Origin of the sequence: Pseudoflavitalea rhizosphaerae, from assembly GCF_003991355.1 — a bacterium.
GTDB lineage: Bacteria > Bacteroidota > Bacteroidia > Chitinophagales > Chitinophagaceae > Pseudobacter > Pseudobacter rhizosphaerae.
This window is the reverse complement of record NZ_RCSU01000003.1, coordinates 172,700-190,698: the sequence shown is the minus strand read 5'-3', so window position 1 is coordinate 190,698 and position 17,999 is coordinate 172,700. Positions and strand designations below refer to the sequence as shown.

Sequence of the window (17,999 nt, the reverse complement as noted above, 5' to 3'; positions counted from 1 at the left end):
TATTAGTAGTTTAAGATCTTTCGTTTGATATGCTGTACGGATCTTTCACCCGGACGGACCAGCCATTTGATGGAAAAATAGAGTGTGAATGCCACAATCGCCATCACCAGTGATACGATCAGGTAGTCCCAGCGGCTTTCTGCACCTGCTCCGTGTGTGATACCTTTCAGGAGGGCTGGTTGTTGTCTTTCACAAACATCGCAGGCCAGCGACCAGCCAGATAAAAAGAGAAGACCTGCCATGAAGAATGATTTTTTCATCAGTTGCCAGATTTGAGTTTGATAAAATCGAGTAGCTTTTTGATCTCTTCAGGGGTGACCTGTTTGGCATTGTTGCCCCAGTTGCTTCGTTCGTAATTGATGATGGCCGCCACTTCCTTTTCGGTAAAACCCATATTGGCGCCAACAGCAGCCATCACACCGTATTCGGGCCTGGCGTCATAGCCATTCATGATGATATCTACATACAGTTCGAGATTGTCGCCGGTCACTATTTTGCTTCCTTTCAGCGGCGGGAAGGCGCCCGGCAAACCTTCTCCATTTTCCTGGTGGCAGGTTTGGCAATTGGCTACATACAACGCTTTGCCATCGGGGAGGGATGATTTTTCCCCTTCGTTGCCGGAAGTTTTTTTCGCTTCGCGCTTATAGAGGAATTCAGGCGGGGCAGTGGCTTCCGGCAGCTTTTGTTGTTTGAGCGATTGCAAATAAGCTACCAGGTAGAGCGCATCTTTGGTGGCTACGATCTTACCATCCTGATTGTTCCTGAAAGCTGCCGGTACGTTAACGATCACATCTCCCGTATCAGGTTCCTGTTTGGTGGTGAATAGCCAGGGATAGGCAGGCATCACCGATTCTTTTACCACGGTACGCGGATTATAAAGGTGGACAAGGTTCCAGTCGCGACTGGGTTGTCGGTTGCCGATATCCGTGAGGTCGGGCCCGGTCCTTTCCGTTCCCATCAGGGTAGCGGTATTGCGCCAGAGATCGGTGCGGGCGATGCCTGCATAGTCTGCAGCCAGGCTGGGCCTGCTTCCCCAGTGCTTATCCATTTCCACATTACGCACCTGTTGCGTATGACAGGCCACACAGCCATTGGCAATATACAGGGCTTTGCCTTTGGCCGCATCGTTACTCAGTACTGTTGCGCCAGGCAGGGGTTTGTTGTTTTGCTGGTTCCGGATTGCTGGTAAGATAGCTACAAGTGTCGTCAAGCCAATGAACAACAGCGCTGCGGCCGTGAACAGTTTTTTATGATTGTCGAAGAATTCCATTATTGCAATTGACAGGATTAAGCAATGATTGTTGATGCGGAAGCATTTTTTTCTTCCATTTTCTGAATGGCGATCTCTCTTACATCCACGGACTGTCTGCCTGCGATCATCTTGTACATGTTATAAGCGAAGAACAGGTGTGAAAGCCACATGAGGCTGCCACCGATCGCGCGCCATAACCAATAGGGGGCCATCAGGCTGACAGTTTCTATGAATGGTTTTCCATTCAGCCACATCAGGCCTTTCATGGTGCCGCCATACATCAAGGGTATCGTATAGAACATCAGCCCGATAAGGGCCAGCCAGAAATGTGCACCCACCATGATCTGTGGCGCTTCCTTGCCGGTCAGCCTTGGCACCACTGCATATGTGCAGGCCCAGAGGAAGAAGCTGACAATACCATACATGGTCAGGTGCGAGTGGGCTACCGTGAAATCTGTGAAATGCCATATAAGGTTAGTGAAACGAAAAGCTTCGGCCGTTCCCTGCATGGAGCCTGTAAAATAGAAAATGATCCCAACCAGAAAGAAAGGAAGTGTATAACTATCCCTCACTTTGTGCCAGGCGCCTTTGAAGGTCATCAGGAAATTGGTAGTGCCTGCTATAACGGGAATGGCCATACCGGCGCTCCCTACAATAGCCACTGTTTGCAACCACCATGGAATGGCGCTAAACACGAAATGGTGCGTGCCGATCAAAGTATAAAAAAGTATCTGTGTCCAGAATGCCAGGATGCCCAGGCTATAGGAATAGATCGGCTTGTTCAGTTGTTGTGGCAGGAAATAATACACAATGCCCAGCGTGAAAAGCATAAACCACATGCCTACTCCCTGGTGCATGTAATAACCCTGGATGATGGTTTCTCCCAGTCCGTTTTGCCAGGATGGAATATAGGCGGCCAGGGAAATGACAATGGTAAAGATCACGGCCGAAACCATGTACCAGTTGGAAATATAAATTTCTGTAGTAGTGCGCGAAGCAATGGTTCTGATATAATTCATGAGGCTCATCACCAGTCCGATCGCAAACAACAACATCACCGGCCATACATATTCACGATACTCGCCACCTCCGTTGTTGATGCCTGCCATCAGGCAGATTGTTCCTGCAACTACCGAAATATTGATCAGCGCCAGCGCATACCAGCCCATCCTGATACTGGCCAGTTTGGTATTACTGACACGCGGCACTATGTAATAACCGAGGCCCAGCATGGCGAGTGAAGCCCAACCCCAGAACACGGCATTGGTATGAACTGGTCTTAATCTTCCGAAACTGAGCCAACTGATATGATCTGCATCCGGCGCTACGAATTTGATGCCTACGTATTCACCTACTGTGGTGCCGAACACCAACCAGAAGCAGGCTGTGCCCAGGTACCAAAGCACCAGTTTGGAAAGAGCAGGATCGATATTGGGACGGGGCAGGGCTTTTTTCTTCGTGGCTACAATGGGCAGGCCCGGCTCACCGTTCAGCATCAATAATCCTTTCCGGTCTTCAGCTGGAATGATGCCTGACAATTCATGATGGGTAAGTGAATAATCCAGTGCTGCTCTTCTTTTTTCCAAAGCCGGTATCGCGTCGGCGCCAGGCATGGCTTCAAGATCGTCTGCCAGCGCTGCGGCTTCCTCTTCTCCCTGCCTTTTTCGCTGGTCTCCCAGCAGGTTGTTGATCTTTACTATGAGGAGTACGATTGCCAGGAGCAGGGGGATCATTACCAGGATAATGGTAAGAATGATGCCTCCCTGGTTCATCAGCGAGCTGCCGGCTTCTTTCAGTGGCTGCTGTGCATAGGTTGCTGATCCGGATAGCAGAAGAACAATCAGGAAGAGGGAAAAAGCTGAATGTTGTTTACCATCATGGCCTGGTCCTTCTTTTCTTTTCAGTTTCATCAGCCTTTCCAACTGACGGCTGTTGAGTTTGTCAAGATGCTCCTGCAGGTGTGACCGGGATCCCCGTTGTTTCCTGTAGCCATTTTTCAGGTTGATCACTTTGGATCTCAGCATGATCACAGCCCAGAGCAGTAGCAGTAATCCTGCAACGATGAACAGGCACAGACCGGCAGGCGAACTGAAGGAGAAGCCGGATGGTTTCATTCCCTGCGCCCACAGGAGATTGGATCCCGTAGAGAAAACAACGATGAATGAGATCCTGCGCATGACAATGATAGCTTTCATAATTAAGATATTAATACCTTTTTATCTTTTATTATTTCAAAAAAATTATCTTTTCAGGAAGGCCAGTTTATTTTCCAGGTCTTCCGTGAATGTGCCTACTTTGGCTTTTTCGAGCATGACGAACAATTGCTTGCGAATTCTCTTGAATTCGTGGTGAATGGGGCAGGGGTAGGCTTCGGAGCATTGTTTCAGTCCGAGGCCGCAGCCCTGGAAGATATTTTCTCCGTCCACTGCCCGGACGATATCGGCCAGGGACTGTTTCATGGAGGCTTTGTTGAGATAAAAACCACCATTGGGTCCTTTGGCAGATTGCAGCAATCCTTTCCTGCTGAGCTCCTGCAATATTTTTGCTATGAAATGCTCGGGGGAATCTATTCCCGCGGCAATATCCCTGATCCCGATCCTGTCTCCTTCCTTCGATTGCTTCGCTATGAAGATCATGGCCCTGATGGCGTATTCGCAAGTTTTTGAAAACATCTTTGATTCTTATCATGCAAAAATAATGTTTATTAACTGATAAGAGATAAATCCCTCTTTTATTCATACTCCCAGTTGCGCTCTGCCTTCTTCCGATATCATTTCGAAAGACCAGGGCGGATCGAATGTAAGATCGATCTTCACCAGTTTCCCGGGAAAGGCTTTGGTAAGGGCATTCTGCACGCCAATGGTGATGGCTTCGCCCATTGGACAATGAGGTGTTGAAAGCGTCATCGTAACAATGATATCCACATCATCTTCGAAATTGATATCGTAGATCAGTCCCAGGTCGATCACATTTACAAAGAGTTCGGGGTCCATCACCTGGTAAAGGGCCTCCTGCGCCTGCAGTTTTTCACTAGCATGTATATCCGAAAGTTCAATATTCATGGTACAGTTTTGTTTTTATGTAACAATACTTTCATAACATTCACCAGGTAGATAGCGGAAAGCGATACCCAAACAATGGATGCGAAGCGCAGCAGGAAAATATTTTGCGTCAGTACCCCTGCGGCCAGCGAAATGATACCGGTAATGTACAGTACGAACTGATATTTGACCAGGGATTCCCGGTAGAGTTGTTTGGGAAGCGGGATCTTCGCTTTCCCGGAAAGCGATTTGTACTGACTGTTCCAAACGATGAATGGCAATGTTTTGAAGGTCTTGCCCAGGATGATGCCTGTGATCCATCCCATGAATAATAAAGCGCCATACAGGATGGTGAAATGATAACCTTTTGCAAAGAGGACCAGTGGTAGAGTGAGCAGGGCCATTACCAAACAAAGGAAGGATACGAATGTATGTTTCATCAGGGTATCGATCTTCCTGCGCACGCGATGTTGAAAAGCATCGAAGAGGAAAATCATCCAGCAGGCTATGCCGGCGGCTACCAGTGTGGCATATACGATAACCCGTGCCGCTACGATCCCGGAAAAATAGCCATCGCAGAGAAAGAGGATAAGTCCGGCATTTTGTAAAAAGAAAGCAGCCCTCAACCATTTTCCCTTTGTTGATTTTCCCAGCAGGAACATGGGCACCAGCTTGCTGCTCACGCCAGCGATCAGTTGAAGGAACCATCCGCCCAGACCTGCATGTGCATGTAGTTTCAGGATCTCCAGGTGGTTCTTGCTGAAGAAGGGATGGTGAAGGTTGATGGCGAGCAATAATCCCACTGTTACTGTCAGCACCAGCCATGCAGAAGAGCTCAATATGAACAGGCGAGTTGTGGAATACCGGATGCAGCGCCTGCTGGTAAATGCTGCATTGAGAAAAAACGCGATGGAAGCAATTACGATCAGTAAGCCGCCCCCGATCATTCTCCAGCCTGTGCGGAAGTTCCAGAAGGAAGATGCAAGCAGGAGGGTGCCCGCAGTAAGCGTGTACCAACAGAAGGAAGCCAGCCTGGGACTGTACAGGTCCTGCTCACAGATTACCGGTAAGAGTTGATGGGCAGATCCGAATATGATCATGGTGCCCCAGCCCAGGGCCGCCGTATGAACGATGGTCAGCAGGTGCGGATTGAAATAGTGCGTGGTGAGACTTTCGATACCCAGGAGCATCAGCACACAAAGGGTGCTGAAAGCTACGGCGGCTGTGGCGTAGAAGGGCAGTACTGTAGAGCCGGGCGGGGCTTTGGCTATGTTCATGTCTGCCATAATAGAATGTTCTGCGGTTTATGTTCAGGTTCGCTCAAAGAATATCATTTTCACATTTCCTTCCGCTTCCCTGTATACATGGATCTCATAGTTCTTACCGGCAAGCTCTTCCAGCAGGTATACCGGCATGCGTTTGTGGTGTACAAACAGCATATGGCCTTTGGGAACTGTAGCCAGTTTTTCCAGGATGGTTTGCATCGGCAAAGGCATTTCGAGATGCCGCACATCTGTAGTGATGATCTTTTCTTCGGGGAAGCGGTTGTACACAGTATAAAAAGAATCATGGTCATGAAGCGTCACCTGGTCCGTGGGACTTTCCGGAAGGCTGTTCTCTTTTTTCTTTTTCAGGAACCAGGTATGGAATTCATTGCTGCTGATGGTTTCCACGTAACTACCCTCCGTTTTTCCCTGCTCCAGCAGGTGGATTAGCGGAGTAGGCACAAAACTGTTGATGATGCAAAGAATGCCGCCTGGCGGTACGGTTTTGAACCTGGCCATGATCTCTTTCAAAGGATCAGTACCCGATTCGATGATGGGGCGAACATCGAACCGGGTAATGGAAATGGCGTCCGCATCCTGTAACCATTTTGGTTTAGGGAGGATAGTGTTGCCGGTGGTGAATACGCCTTCGTATTGAAAGCCCAGTGGTTCCAGCGCAAGGGCGATCGCCTCGATACTACAACCGCCTATCTGTGCGGCTTCTGCGATAGTGACCCTGGGGGCCATCACTTTTCTGAGGATCGGATTTCTCAGGCGCTGGAAGGGTTTGGCCACAGCCGCCAGTGCATCGATCGCAGTTTTGTCTGCTTTGATCAGCTCAGCAATTTTGGTGCTGCTGCGTATGATGATCTTCCTGTCCATATCATTTGATTGTGTACATGAATTGGAAGCTGGCTCAGAGGCTGTTGTCTCCGCAACCGCAACTGAGGTCATTGCCTTTTTCTTTGAAGAAAGCTGCTTTATGCAATTCTTTTTCCGGCAGATCTGCAGGGCTTTCGGCTGTAGCGTGTTTGCCGATCTTCACTTGCCAGCGCATGGGACCCTGTTGCAGGTACTCCCAGGTGAAAATATTACCACGTTCACCCATTAACTGATAGTAAAGCGGTTTGGGATCGTGATCGTTATCGATGATAAAGCTTTCGCCGGATTCCAGTTCGTCGAAATGTTTGAAGATGGTAGGATGTTTGAAGCGGGGTTCAATTTGAGTAACATCCAGGATTTCTTTGGTTACCATGGAGTATGTATTTAAATGTAAGAGCTATGAATGCGAAGCAAAATTACGTATTAATGGTAATAAAAGACAAAATTGTCTTTTATTTATTTCGATCATGGCAGGCGCTTTTAATCCATAACAATCAAAACACCTTCAGATCATCAGAAATGAAGGTGTTTTTTCGTTCGAACTATTTTGATGCAAATCTTTAAAACTTTGAATGATTATTCCTGCCTTCGCAGTTGTAGAAGAAGCGGGTGACGCCCCTGGTGGTATCAACTCTTGAAATAAAAGGATTGCTGGTTAACAGCAGCAAATCATATTTGACCGGGTATACATCATCATATTGATAAGTGTACAGATATTCCCTGAATTGAAGCTGCGCTCCACGGAAACTGGAGGTTACATTCTGGCGTGTCCAGTTGTTTTCTGGAATAGGTTCAAACTGACGGCCTGTTCCTGCAACGATATCGAAGTAAAAGGGCAGCAGTGATGTATTGGGCCAGGTGAGCATAGGGTTTGCCTTATCGTCATAACTATATTCATAGGCCATGAACAATTCCAATGGTCCTCCCGGACGCGTGATCTGCAAATCCAACCTGCGTTTGAAATTTTTTGATGTGCCTTCATATTCAAGTCGCAGCGCACTGGTTGCTGCCTGCCGTTCTGTGATACGACCCTGCGTATCATACACGAAGGTATAGAGTGGTTGGTACTGTCCATTATTATCCAATTGATCTACTCTTGACACATGTCCATTCTGGTAGATGAGTTTGTAGGTACCAGCCGGGCCTGTCAACCCAACCGGTTTTCCCTGATTGTTATACGTAACTCTAACGTTGAGCGGTGGCTGCGTTCCTGTGCTTGTTTGCACTGTAAGTGAATCGAGCAGTCTTTGTTTGTTGTAGGCATATCGCGTGATGCGATCGGTGGTGGTGATTGGGCTTGGGTGATAAATGTCTTCAATGCTGCTGATCTGACAACGCTTTTTGTGAGGCAGATCGATTTTGTGACATGCTGAAATAAAGCTGGCTGTTGCCAGCAGGCATACGATCGTAATCTTTTTCATACTGAAGGTTAATGGTGAAAAAAATGAATGTCCTGTCAGGTACAGAAAAGATCATAAGAAGATTGGTTAGCTAAGTATAGCCAAAGTGAAGTGTGCCGGATTATTGAAGGGAATAATTGACAGGGGAGGGAACGGAACGGAACGATTGGATACAAACCGCAGGTTCAATTATTACAGTCTTTTAAAGATAAGTAATATTCCTATGGCTTTTTGGACAGGAAGAAAAACTTTATGGTTGGAGATAAAGAATTCAGTTACACTTTGAATAGAACGGAAGAGTAACAATTCTTTTTCATAAATCCAGTCCTTTCATTATTTTACAATAATAATTGCAAACCCAAAACGATTGCTACCAAACCTGCAATGATGTAACCCATCATTTCTTGATAATTTCTTAAAGTAAATATCAGGTGATGGAAGATTTTATCTCTATAGGTTTGCGGATTATTAAAGGTCCACATTATGCTAATTGCTCTGAAACATGGAAATCATAAAGCGTTTGCAGATGTATTTGATGCCTGGAAGCATAAAGTATATCACTATTTCCTGAAAAAAACGGAGCAGCCGGAATTGGCAAAAGACCTCACTCAGTATGTATTCCTCAAATTGTGGAAATATCGCCACCAGATTTCCGACAGCGTCAGCCTGGATCAGCAAATCTTCCAAAAAGCACGGCAGGTGTATATCGACTGGCTCAAGAAGGAAGCCACTTTCCGCCAGCATTTCGATGTAGACCCGGCTGATATTCCCACCAACCTGGCAGACCACCAAAAGACTGAATTGAGATCAACCATCGCAGCCGCTATTGAAACCCTCCCCGAGAAAAGGAAAAAGATCTTTGAACTGAAACACGTTTATGGCTATTCCTATAAAGAGATCTCGGAATTTATGGGCATTTCCGTAAAAACGGTTGACAGTCAGTTATTGAAAGCACTTACCCAACTCCGGAAAACACTTACCGGCACTCAATTCATCATTTTTTATATTTTATTTTTCATGCAGTAGGGAATTGGCCATTCTCCTGCGTACTACTCAGTAATACAAGATTTCTGTGGATAGAATTGAACTTGTCAAAAAATTCCTGAACAATCAATGCAATGCCGAAGAGGCAGCTCAGGCAACGCAAATGCTGGCGGATGATCCGGGCCTGTTGGACCAATTGATGCCGGCATCAGAATGGGAGAGCAGTGGTTCAATATCCATACCGGATGATCTCGAGCAGGAACTGAGGACCAGGATCATAGCCGCAGTCAGAAAAGCGAGAATCCTTACTATGGTCCGTACTGCAGCAGTTGCAGCATCCGTTTTCCTGGTAATTTCAGCAGCTTACTTTTTTATACAAGATCGAAGCAAGGTATCAACAACCACGGTTGCCAATATTGAAAAGATGGACGGCCCCCGCTTCGATACAGTGTACAACAGTTCTGCAAATAGCAGGGAGTTGCAAATGACAGATGGTTCCACTATCGAACTATACGGAAGATCCATGCTGGTATATTCAAAGGATTTCAATCATAACAGGCAGATTGTATTGGAAGGAACTGCCCGGTTCAAAGTAGCGAAAAATCCGGATGCGCCATTCATTGTCCGTAGCGGCGCCATCACTACCACTGCGTTAGGAACTGAATTCAAAATCGATGGTCTTGCTTCGGCTGCTGCTATCAACGTAAAACTCTATGAGGGCAAAGTAGTGATCAGGGCTACCGATAAACGATTGGTGATGCAGGATACCTACCTGCAGCCAGGTGAACAATGCCTGGTTGATCTGTCGAAGTCGATCGTGCAGGTATCGAGGATGGATCAGATGCCGGACAGATCATTGCTGGCAATCAAACCAGGAAAAATTCCGGTAGTGAAAGAAAAGGAGCAGAACTTATCCCTTTCATTCGAGAAAACCGGCCTGGTTGAAACATTCGAAAGATTGCAAAATATTTTCGATACCCGGATTCAATACGACGGCGCTGTATTCAACAAAATGCTTTTCACCGGTCATTTTGAGCAGGGAGATCAGTTGGCCGATATCCTTACCATTATCGGGAATATGAACGGCCTGCAGGTGGAGGAAAAGAATGGTGTGTTCCATATTTCAAAAAATAAACTCAACCAGGTTTCCCTGAATGCGTCCCTAACTAAAGTTCCCGATTCTACGGTGAAGTTACCAGTACAGTTAGTAAATGAAGCACCGCTAACTAAACCTGCTGTGGTTGCTGCAACAGAGAAAAATGTACAAGAGAAGCCAGTACTTCCTGCAGATGCCATCAAACAAACAGCAGAAGGTATTGCCTATCAGAAAGTGCCACTGGAGCAGGTTTTCAACAGATTGGAGAAAACAGGACAGATCCGGATCAGTTATACGCCGGAAGATATCAAAGAATTATTCTTTACCGGAACCATACCTGGTGATATGACTGCCGAAGATCTATTGCAGATCATCTGCAATATGAATGGATTGAAGCTTATCAAAAACAAACGAAGGAATTTTACGATAGTCCCTGCCTTACCATAAGGCTTACATTTTTCATCATACTTTATTAAAGCAAATCAACTATGAAAGTTGGACTCGCTCGTCTCCGGCAGATGGGGGCATGCTTACTATGCGTTTTACTGCTATCACCAGCGCTTCAGGCTCAGACCAACTCCCGCATGACCGGAACCGTACTGGATGAAACCGGTAAACTGATGCCCAACGTGACTGTTACGGCTATAACGGTGCTGGATAGTACCATCCGTTATTCTACCAGCACCAATCAAAGTGGGATTTTCAACTTCAACCAGTTGAAAGCCGGATCAGCTTACCATTTCAGGTTTTCATTCGTTGGTTATGATCAGCACGAGGTAAATAATTTCCTTATCAAAGCTGGTGAGAACAACTCCATAATGGTAAGGATGGCGCTGGCATCTGTCAGTAATATGGACGAAGTAGTAATGGTGGGTTACGGCACCCAAAAGAAAATGAACCTGAGCGGCGCTGTACAACAAGTAGCAGGCGATGATTTCCGGGACAGACCGGCAACAAATATCACTTCATTGCTGCAGGGCGTTATACCTAACCTGAATATCCGCGTGGGAAGCGGAACACCCGGACAAATGGGGTCATTCAGCATCCGTGGTATTGCCAGTATCAATGGAGCCAACGCCGTTACCCAGGAACCACTGGTGATCATCGATGGGATCCCCGGAACGCTGGATAGACTCAATCCGGAAGAGATCGAAAGTGTTACTGTACTAAAAGACGCTTCAGTGGCGGCTATCTATGGCGCCCGCGGAGCTTTCGGCGTGATACTGGTTAAAACCAAAAGCGGAAAAGCAGGGAAAACATTGATCCGCTATAATAACAACTTCGCATTCTCCACACCCACCGTCAGCACCCGCTTCATGACCAGTGGTTATGAATGGATGAAGCTCAATGATGCCGCACTGGCGCATGTAGGTGGCTATTCCGGGTATACCGAAAGGGATTACCAGGAATTGTATGCCCGCCGCAATGATGCAACTGAAGATCCTTCCCGCCCCTGGGTTACCATCCAAAACCGCAATGGAAAAGATCAATACGTTTATTACGGTAACTACAACTGGTGGGATATCATGTTCACCAAATGGCAACCCTCGCAGAACCACAACGTGAACATCAGTGGCGGTAATGACCAGATCAATTACATGATCAATGGTAATTTCAAAACCAAGGACGGTATCATGCGAATGAATACCGATAAATACAAAGCATATACGCTTCGCTCCAAGATCAATGCCAGACTGAATCCCTGGCTCCGTGTTTCCAACAATACCAACTTCTACTCCAATTCTTACGCCTATACCGGAAGAGAAGGTGGTGGCTCTGCCAACTTCACGCATGTGAACGTGCATGCTTCTCCTGCCTATGCGCCCATCAACCCGGATGGGACTGCCTCTTACCGCACAGGTCTCAATAACTATGATATTGGTGATGGTATTTTCGCCATGCTGATCAGTGGCAACCAGAAAGGTGTTGACCGGAAATACGAGATCACTACCATCAACGAAGCTGTGATCACACCACTGAAGAACTGGAATATCACAGCCAACTATAGTTACAACCAATACAATGAACCTAACTGGTACAGACAAACGCCCGCTACCTATTCTCTTTACCCGGGGGTAGTGGAAGTGGCGCCAAAATACAGCATCAATTCCCTCAAGGAAACGCAGCAGTTCAACCAGCGGCATGTGATCAATGTGTTCTCGGATTACACCACCTCATTCCGGAAAGACCACCACGTAAAACTGCTGGTGGGCTATAACCAGGAATTGCATCTGGACAAAGACCTGCGCGGAGAGCGCGACAATCTTTCTACCGAAGACCTCAACGATCTCAGGCTGGGTACCGGTGAAATGCGCGTTGGCGGCGGCTCTTCGGAACTGGCGCTGATGGGTTTCTTTTACCGGTTCAATTATGACTATAAAGGCAAATACATCATTGAAACCAATGGACGTTACGATGGATCTTCCCGTTTTCCAAAGAACGACCGCTGGGGCTTCTTCCCCTCCATGTCTCTGGCCTGGCGCATCAGCCAGGAAAATTTCTTTGAACCACTCAGGGATATCGTAAGTGAAATGAAATTACGCGGATCTGTAGGTTCTCTCGGCAATCAGCAAACGAATAGCCGCTATCCTTATGTCTCCAGTATGGCTTCGGGTACTGCCGCCTATATCCTGGATGGCATCCGGGCCAATTACTACAACCCCGCTAATCCTGTATCCGGTTCGCTCACCTGGGAAACAGCCACTACTTATAATGGAGGCGTAGATGTTTCACTCTTCAGGAATAAATTGAACATAAGTTTCGATACCTATGTCCGGATTACAGACGATATCCTGGCGGGAGGTGTTAAGATCCCTAACGTATATGGAGCTACGCAGCCGCTTGAAAATGTGGCCACTATCGAAACGAAAGGATTTGAGCTTGCAGTAAATTATCGTAACAATTTCAGGTTGCAGGGCAAGCCATTCAGCTATGGATTTACGGTAGCGCTCAGTGATAACCAATCCTGGGTAAAAGAGATCAATAACCCGACCGCACTCACTTATAGCCTTTACAAAGGAAAGAATATCGGTGAGATCTGGGGATACGTCACAGACGGTTTCTTCCTCACCGATGCAGAAGCCAAAACATATCCGGTAGACCAAAAGTTCCTGAACAGGGTGCGCACTGATAACAATATCCCGCTTCGCGCAGGTGATCTCCGCTGGCTGGACCTGGATAAAGACAATGTGATCAGTGCCGGCGCCAACACCATTTACGATCCGGGTGATCAGCGGGTAGTTGGCAACAGCACGCCAAGATACTCTTATTCATTCGGTGGCAACGCCAGCTGGAATAATATCGATATTAGTTTTCTATTCCAGGGTTTAGGAAAAATGAACTGGTATCCCGGCAACAATGCGGATCGTTTCTGGGGACCTTATTCCCGCCCGTATTTCTCTTTCATTCCACATGATTTCAATGATGATGTGTACAGCAAAGAGAATCCCAATGCCTATTTCCCCAACCTCCTGGCTTATGTGGCATTGAATGCGAACAATGAATTGCGCGCCACCAATAACCGGTATATCCAGAATCTTGCCTATCTGCGCCTCAAAAACCTCATGGTAGGTTATACGCTTCCAAGGGGGCTTAGCAGGAGAGCAGGAATACAGGGGCTCCGCATATTCGTAAGCGGTGAAAACCTTTTCACCATTACAAAGCTCCGTTCCAAATACATCGATCCGGAACAGGCCATGGCGCAGATAGACGGCAGAGTGTATCCATTCAGCAAAACATTATCGTTCGGCATCGATCTTACGCTTTAACCCTGGTATGCTTACTTAAAAATCAATTACAATGAACCTTCGTCATACACTTATCATTTGTACCGGCATCACCGCTTTGGCTGGTTGTTCAAAAGGTTTCCTGGACAGGCTTCCAACAGACCAGGTAGCGCCACAAAATTTCTTTGGCACCGAAAATGAATTCATTGCCTATACCAATGGTTTCTATCCACAGTTACCGGACGCTACAGCTATCTACGGAGAGTCTGTGGACAATATCGTGAAATCGAGTGTGAATGCAGAGGTTAGTGGAACCAGGATCGTTCCTACTACAGACAGCAAGTGGAGCTGGACTGATCTCCGCGCCATCAATTTCCTTCTCAACAACAGCAGCGCCATCAACTATAAAGATCCGGCTGTTCGTGACCGTTATTTCGGCCTGGCAAAATTTTTCCGCGCCAATTTTTACTTTGAAAAAGTGAAATGGTATGGCGATGTTCCCTGGTATGGTGTGGTAATTGAGAATATCGATTTGGATAACCTCATGAAACCCCGCGATCCAAGAACACTGATCATGGACTCCATCATGGCAGATCTCGATTTCGCCATACAGCACCTGCCTGCTACAAAGAGTGTTGAACGTGTAACCAAATGGACAGCGCTTGCCCTGAAGTCCAGGATCGCCCTCTATGAAGGAACCTGGCGTAAATACCATACAGAATTCAATCTCCCCGATGCGGAGCGTTTCCTCAACCTCGCTGCCGATGCTGCACTCACTTTCATCAATGAAAGCGGCTACACTGTTTACAACAAAACAACAGGCCCTTCCGGAAAACCATACCAGGACCTGTTTGCTACCATCAAAGCCGATGGCGTGGCAGAAGAAGTGATCCTGGCCCGAAGATATTCCAATGAACTTGCGCTCCGTCATAATCTCCAATTCTACATGACGGCCAGAACGCAGGGCAAACCAGGGTTGGAAAAAAGCCTCGTGAACAGTTACCTGATGGCGGACGGCTCTCGCTTCACAGACAAACCAGGATATGAGAGCCTGCAGTTCTATGATGAAGTGCAGAACAGAGACCCCCGGTTGGCGCAAACCATTCGCACACCAGGCTATACTCGCATTGGACAAACTACACAGCTTGCTCCCGATTTCGAAGCTACCATGACGGGTTATCAACCGATCAAATGGATGAATATCGTTGCCATGGATGGTAATAGTCAATCTTACCAGGATATGGTACTGTTCCGCACAGGCGAAGTGTTGCTGAATTATGCAGAAGCAAAAGCAGAACTCGGCACGATCGATCAGGGCGATATCAATATCAGTATCAAAAAATTGAGAGACAGGGTTGGAATGCCCAACCTGGATGTAGCAACGGCCAATGCCAACCCGGATCCCTATCTCGAAAACATGTACAAAGAGGTAAGCGGCGCTCAGAAAGGACTGATCCTGGAGATCAGGAGGGAAAGACGCATCGAACTGGTGATGGAAAACAATTTCAGGTGGGATGATATCATGCGCTGGAAAGAAGGACACCTGCTGACAAAGCCATTCCTCGGAATGTATTTCCCCGGCGCAGGATTGTACGACCTGAACAGGGATGGAAAAATGGATGTAGAGATCTATGATGGCGCCAAACCACCTGCTACCGGCCCTTACCAGATTGCCAGCAGTGAACTCACCAATGCAGGCAGCGGTTATATCTTCACCAACAGGAATATCAATAAAACTTTCCGGGGAGACAGGGATTATCTCTGGCCCCTGCCAGCAGAAGACCTGGAACTGAACAAAAAACTGACACAGAACCCTAACTGGTAACAACTAACTATGATCAATATGCGATTCATCAAAATAAAACTATTTATTCCGATCCTGGTGGTGATAGTGCAGGGAAGTTGCAATAAATCACCCTACCTTCCCAATAAACCCGCCACCTTTGTAGAGCTGATCACCAATTCAAATGAGTACGGAAAGGATAACGACAATCAGCCCCTGATGTCCACCATCAAAATAATGACCTATAATATCCATGCAGGCGTGGCTCCTGCCAATCCCGGTGTGGTGAACCTCGAAGCCATTGCCCGTGTGATCAATGCCGAACAACCTGATATCGTTTTCCTTCAGGAAGTTGACAAGAATACGGGCAGGAATGATTATTCAAAAGATATGTCCGTGGAGCTCGGCGCCCTCACACAGATGAATGCCAGCTTCTTTTCCGCCACCAATGTGGGATCAGGATTTTACGGAACGGCCATTCTCAGCAAATACCCTTTGAGTAATATCAAAAAGCAATTATTGCCCAAAGGCAATGCCAGCGAAGAACAGCGCGTAGTGGGCATGGCGCAGGTAGACCTTCCGGGAAAGGATTCCGTAGTGGCTATGGTTACACACCTGCAACACAATAGTGATGCAAGCAGGCTCTTACAGGTGAGAGAAATAGCCAATGTTGCCAATGCCATCAACCTGCCGCTGGTGATGGGTGGCGATCTTAATGAGAAACCCACTGCTACAGATTTCTTCGGGGTTTTTGATGGCGTATTTACCAGAACCTGCACCGGCGGCTGTCCAAATACATTCCCGGCCAGCAATGCCACCAGCATTATCGATTACCTGGCCTATAAACCTGCCGCAAAGTTCAGCGTGAACAATCACAAGGCAGTGATCGAAACCCATGCTTCTGACCATTTGCCGGTAGTAAGCGAATTAAAAATTAACAGATAAAAGATATGCTCATGAAATATATTTCTAATTATTCTGTTTGCTTCCTGCTATTGGTGTTGATGGCAGCGGGTTGTAAAAAAATGGATGAAAAAGGGAAAACGGCGCCCGTGATCACCATCGATGAGCAATTCAAACACATCGAAGCATTGAATGAAGGAGAGGAGGTGAACATCGAAGTGAAAGTGAACTCAACAGTTGGGATCAAGCGGCTGGCTTATTATTTCATCACCCAAACCTCCAATGGCACCAATTCCGGTACACCTGTATACTTCGATAAAACGGATGCTCCACGGGATATCAACGAAACCATCTCATTTTTTGTGACCGATAAATTCCTGGAACTGGTGATCATCGCATTCGATACCAATCACGGCAACAGCGAAGTGCATGTCAAAATAGAAGATATCCGCAGTATTCAGAAGATCCGTTTCAAAGATGAGGTAAGCCACAGGGAATCTGTATTTGAAGGAAAGAAGCTGAAAATAGAAGGCACTGTTGTTTCCGAATACGATCTGACGGCCATCACTTACCAGACCATCCTGGATGGTGTTGCAGGCAACCCTCAAAATCTTTCATTCACCAATAAACGCGAAGCTCCATTCGAATTTGATGTGAATGTAAGCAAGCAACTGGATGGGATCATCATCCATACCACCAATATCAATGATGCCATCGTAAAAGATACTTTCACTATTGGAAGCGTACAGGATGATGCCGTTCTGATTGCGCTGGAGAACAACCAGAGCAATATTCCGAAACTGTATACCACGGTGAACAATGAAATAAAAGGAACTATCTTTTCCGGTACGGATATTACCAGCTTCTCTTACGCCATTAAAGAAGGCGGGGTATATGGAGCTGAAATCAGTTTACCCATAGGCGTTACACCAGATGAATTTCCCTTCTCTTTTGAGTTTATGGGACAGAAAGATATACAGGCTATCAGGCTCAAAGGAGCCAATGCCGGCGGAAAAACTGTAGAAACCGAGTTTGTAGTTGAAAAAATATACAGTCCGCTGAAGGTGTTCCGTGATGTGGTATTGACCACGGAGATCGGACCTGGTAAGAACAATTTCTTTGCTGCCTGGAGAGCGCCGCATGTGTTCAGCATTTCCGATGCAGCGCCTAATGATGAGATGATCGATATCGGGTTCTTCAAATATACGCCCACCAGCAACAATATCATGCCACCAGGGGTATTCACCGCGGGAACTGCTTATGCTACTGCATTGGCGCCTTACCTCGTTGGCTTCGATAAAGCTGCCTATACGCTGGTGACTTCCAACAGACCCAGCGCCAATAGCACTTCATTTGATACTTTATTGTGGGATACTCAATTGCAGGAGCATGTAGCCAACAAGGTGGCGGCGCCCAAAGCAAATGGAGGTGAAGGCTACGATATCTATGCCACCAACAGGAGAACCAACAATGTGTTCAATGTTGGACAGGGCTTTTACATTGGCTGGGGACAATGGGACCCCACCAATAACCAGGTTTTTGGAATTGTGGTGGTAAGAGAGTATACCATCAATGGCGAGTATGCTACTGTGAGGCTTGATATCAAAGTGCCGGAAGAAGACCAGCGCGCCAGGTTCAATCCTGTTTCATTATTCAATTATCCATAAC

General features: G+C 46.8%; 15 protein-coding genes. 6 read left to right on the top strand and 9 right to left on the bottom strand.

What is annotated here, in order from left to right; genetic code table 11:
- Positions 1-2: 2 nt before the first annotated feature.
- The 9 genes from D9Y29_RS06590 to D9Y29_RS06550 form a co-directional block, all read right to left on the bottom strand.
- Complete coding sequence (locus D9Y29_RS06590; RefSeq protein WP_127126255.1) at positions 3-260, bottom strand: hypothetical protein; 258 nt, start codon at positions 258-260, stop codon at positions 3-5.
- Complete coding sequence (locus D9Y29_RS06585) at positions 260-1,270, bottom strand: cytochrome c (protein WP_127126253.1); 1,011 nt, start codon at positions 1,268-1,270, stop codon at positions 260-262. The genes D9Y29_RS06590 and D9Y29_RS06585 overlap by 1 nt, the downstream gene beginning before the upstream one ends.
- Positions 1,271-1,287: 17 nt before the next feature.
- Positions 1,288-3,447, bottom strand: coding sequence for a cbb3-type cytochrome c oxidase subunit I (locus D9Y29_RS06580; RefSeq protein WP_206513733.1), 2,160 nt, complete (start codon positions 3,445-3,447; stop codon positions 1,288-1,290).
- A gap of 45 nt (positions 3,448-3,492) precedes the next feature.
- A complete protein-coding gene (locus tag D9Y29_RS06575) occupies positions 3,493-3,924 on the bottom strand; it encodes an RrF2 family transcriptional regulator (RefSeq protein WP_127126251.1) in 432 nt (143 codons plus the stop codon).
- Positions 3,925-3,987: 63 nt separating this feature from the next.
- On the bottom strand, positions 3,988-4,314 hold the full coding sequence (locus D9Y29_RS06570; RefSeq protein ID WP_127126249.1) for a metal-sulfur cluster assembly factor: 327 nt from the start codon (positions 4,312-4,314) through the stop codon (positions 3,988-3,990).
- Positions 4,311-5,579: a hypothetical protein gene (locus tag D9Y29_RS06565; protein WP_127126247.1), complete on the bottom strand. Its 1,269-nt coding sequence runs from the start codon at positions 5,577-5,579 to the stop codon at positions 4,311-4,313. The genes D9Y29_RS06570 and D9Y29_RS06565 overlap by 4 nt, the downstream gene beginning before the upstream one ends.
- Positions 5,580-5,603: 24 nt before the next feature.
- Positions 5,604-6,440 carry a DUF2249 domain-containing protein gene (locus D9Y29_RS06560; RefSeq protein WP_164735293.1) on the bottom strand — a complete coding sequence of 279 codons (837 nt, stop codon included), beginning with the start codon at positions 6,438-6,440 and terminating at the stop codon, positions 5,604-5,606.
- A gap of 34 nt (positions 6,441-6,474) precedes the next feature.
- Positions 6,475-6,813, bottom strand: coding sequence for a DUF2249 domain-containing protein (locus tag D9Y29_RS06555; RefSeq protein WP_127126243.1), 339 nt, complete (start codon positions 6,811-6,813; stop codon positions 6,475-6,477).
- Positions 6,814-7,000: 187 nt separating this feature from the next.
- Positions 7,001-7,861: a hypothetical protein gene (locus D9Y29_RS06550; RefSeq protein ID WP_127126241.1), complete on the bottom strand. Its 861-nt coding sequence runs from the start codon at positions 7,859-7,861 to the stop codon at positions 7,001-7,003.
- A gap of 462 nt (positions 7,862-8,323) precedes the next feature.
- On the opposite strand from D9Y29_RS06550, the gene D9Y29_RS06545 reads away from it, so the two are divergent.
- From D9Y29_RS06545 to D9Y29_RS06520, 6 genes are all read left to right on the top strand, one after another.
- Positions 8,324-8,866 carry an RNA polymerase sigma factor gene (locus tag D9Y29_RS06545; protein WP_127126239.1) on the top strand — a complete coding sequence of 181 codons (543 nt, stop codon included), beginning with the start codon at positions 8,324-8,326 and terminating at the stop codon, positions 8,864-8,866.
- A 46-nt stretch (positions 8,867-8,912) separates the two neighbouring features.
- On the top strand, positions 8,913-10,367 hold the full coding sequence (locus tag D9Y29_RS06540; protein WP_127126237.1) for a FecR family protein: 1,455 nt from the start codon (positions 8,913-8,915) through the stop codon (positions 10,365-10,367).
- Between the two features lie 137 nt (positions 10,368-10,504).
- Positions 10,505-13,687, top strand: a complete 3,183-nt coding sequence (locus D9Y29_RS06535; RefSeq protein WP_164735292.1) for a SusC/RagA family TonB-linked outer membrane protein — start codon at positions 10,505-10,507, stop codon at positions 13,685-13,687.
- A 31-nt stretch (positions 13,688-13,718) separates the two neighbouring features.
- A complete protein-coding gene (locus D9Y29_RS06530) occupies positions 13,719-15,470 on the top strand; it encodes a RagB/SusD family nutrient uptake outer membrane protein (protein ID WP_127126233.1) in 1,752 nt (583 codons plus the stop codon).
- A gap of 18 nt (positions 15,471-15,488) precedes the next feature.
- On the top strand, positions 15,489-16,373 hold the full coding sequence (locus D9Y29_RS06525; protein ID WP_164735291.1) for an endonuclease/exonuclease/phosphatase family protein: 885 nt from the start codon (positions 15,489-15,491) through the stop codon (positions 16,371-16,373).
- 11 nt (positions 16,374-16,384) lie between these two features.
- Positions 16,385-17,998: a hypothetical protein gene (locus tag D9Y29_RS06520; RefSeq protein ID WP_127126229.1), complete on the top strand. Its 1,614-nt coding sequence runs from the start codon at positions 16,385-16,387 to the stop codon at positions 17,996-17,998.
- Position 17,999: the final 1 nt, after the last annotated feature.

What these genes read in the sequence shown, in the direction of transcription:
- D9Y29_RS06590 (WP_127126255.1), bottom strand. Translation starts at nt 260, where the DNA reads ATGAAAAAATCATTCTTCATGGCAGGTCTTCTCTTTTTATCTGGCTGG.
- D9Y29_RS06570 (WP_127126249.1), bottom strand. Translation starts at nt 4,314, where the DNA reads ATGAATATTGAACTTTCGGATATACATGCTAGTGAAAAACTGCAGGCG.
- D9Y29_RS06520 (WP_127126229.1), top strand. Translation starts at nt 16,385, where the DNA reads ATGAAATATATTTCTAATTATTCTGTTTGCTTCCTGCTATTGGTGTTG.
- D9Y29_RS06560 (WP_164735293.1), bottom strand. Translation starts at nt 6,440, where the DNA reads ATGGACAGGAAGATCATCATACGCAGCAGCACCAAAATTGCTGAGCTG.
- D9Y29_RS06565 (WP_127126247.1), bottom strand. Translation starts at nt 5,579, where the DNA reads ATGGCAGACATGAACATAGCCAAAGCCCCGCCCGGCTCTACAGTACTG.
- D9Y29_RS06580 (WP_206513733.1), bottom strand. Translation starts at nt 3,447, where the DNA reads ATGAAAGCTATCATTGTCATGCGCAGGATCTCATTCATCGTTGTTTTC.
- D9Y29_RS06530 (WP_127126233.1), top strand. Translation starts at nt 13,719, where the DNA reads ATGAACCTTCGTCATACACTTATCATTTGTACCGGCATCACCGCTTTG.
- D9Y29_RS06535 (WP_164735292.1), top strand. Translation starts at nt 10,505, where the DNA reads ATGACCGGAACCGTACTGGATGAAACCGGTAAACTGATGCCCAACGTG.
- D9Y29_RS06545 (WP_127126239.1), top strand. Translation starts at nt 8,324, where the DNA reads ATGCTAATTGCTCTGAAACATGGAAATCATAAAGCGTTTGCAGATGTA.
- D9Y29_RS06525 (WP_164735291.1), top strand. Translation starts at nt 15,489, where the DNA reads ATGCGATTCATCAAAATAAAACTATTTATTCCGATCCTGGTGGTGATA.
- D9Y29_RS06575 (WP_127126251.1), bottom strand. Translation starts at nt 3,924, where the DNA reads ATGTTTTCAAAAACTTGCGAATACGCCATCAGGGCCATGATCTTCATA.
- D9Y29_RS06555 (WP_127126243.1), bottom strand. Translation starts at nt 6,813, where the DNA reads ATGGTAACCAAAGAAATCCTGGATGTTACTCAAATTGAACCCCGCTTC.
- D9Y29_RS06585 (WP_127126253.1), bottom strand. Translation starts at nt 1,270, where the DNA reads ATGGAATTCTTCGACAATCATAAAAAACTGTTCACGGCCGCAGCGCTG.
- D9Y29_RS06550 (WP_127126241.1), bottom strand. Translation starts at nt 7,861, where the DNA reads ATGAAAAAGATTACGATCGTATGCCTGCTGGCAACAGCCAGCTTTATT.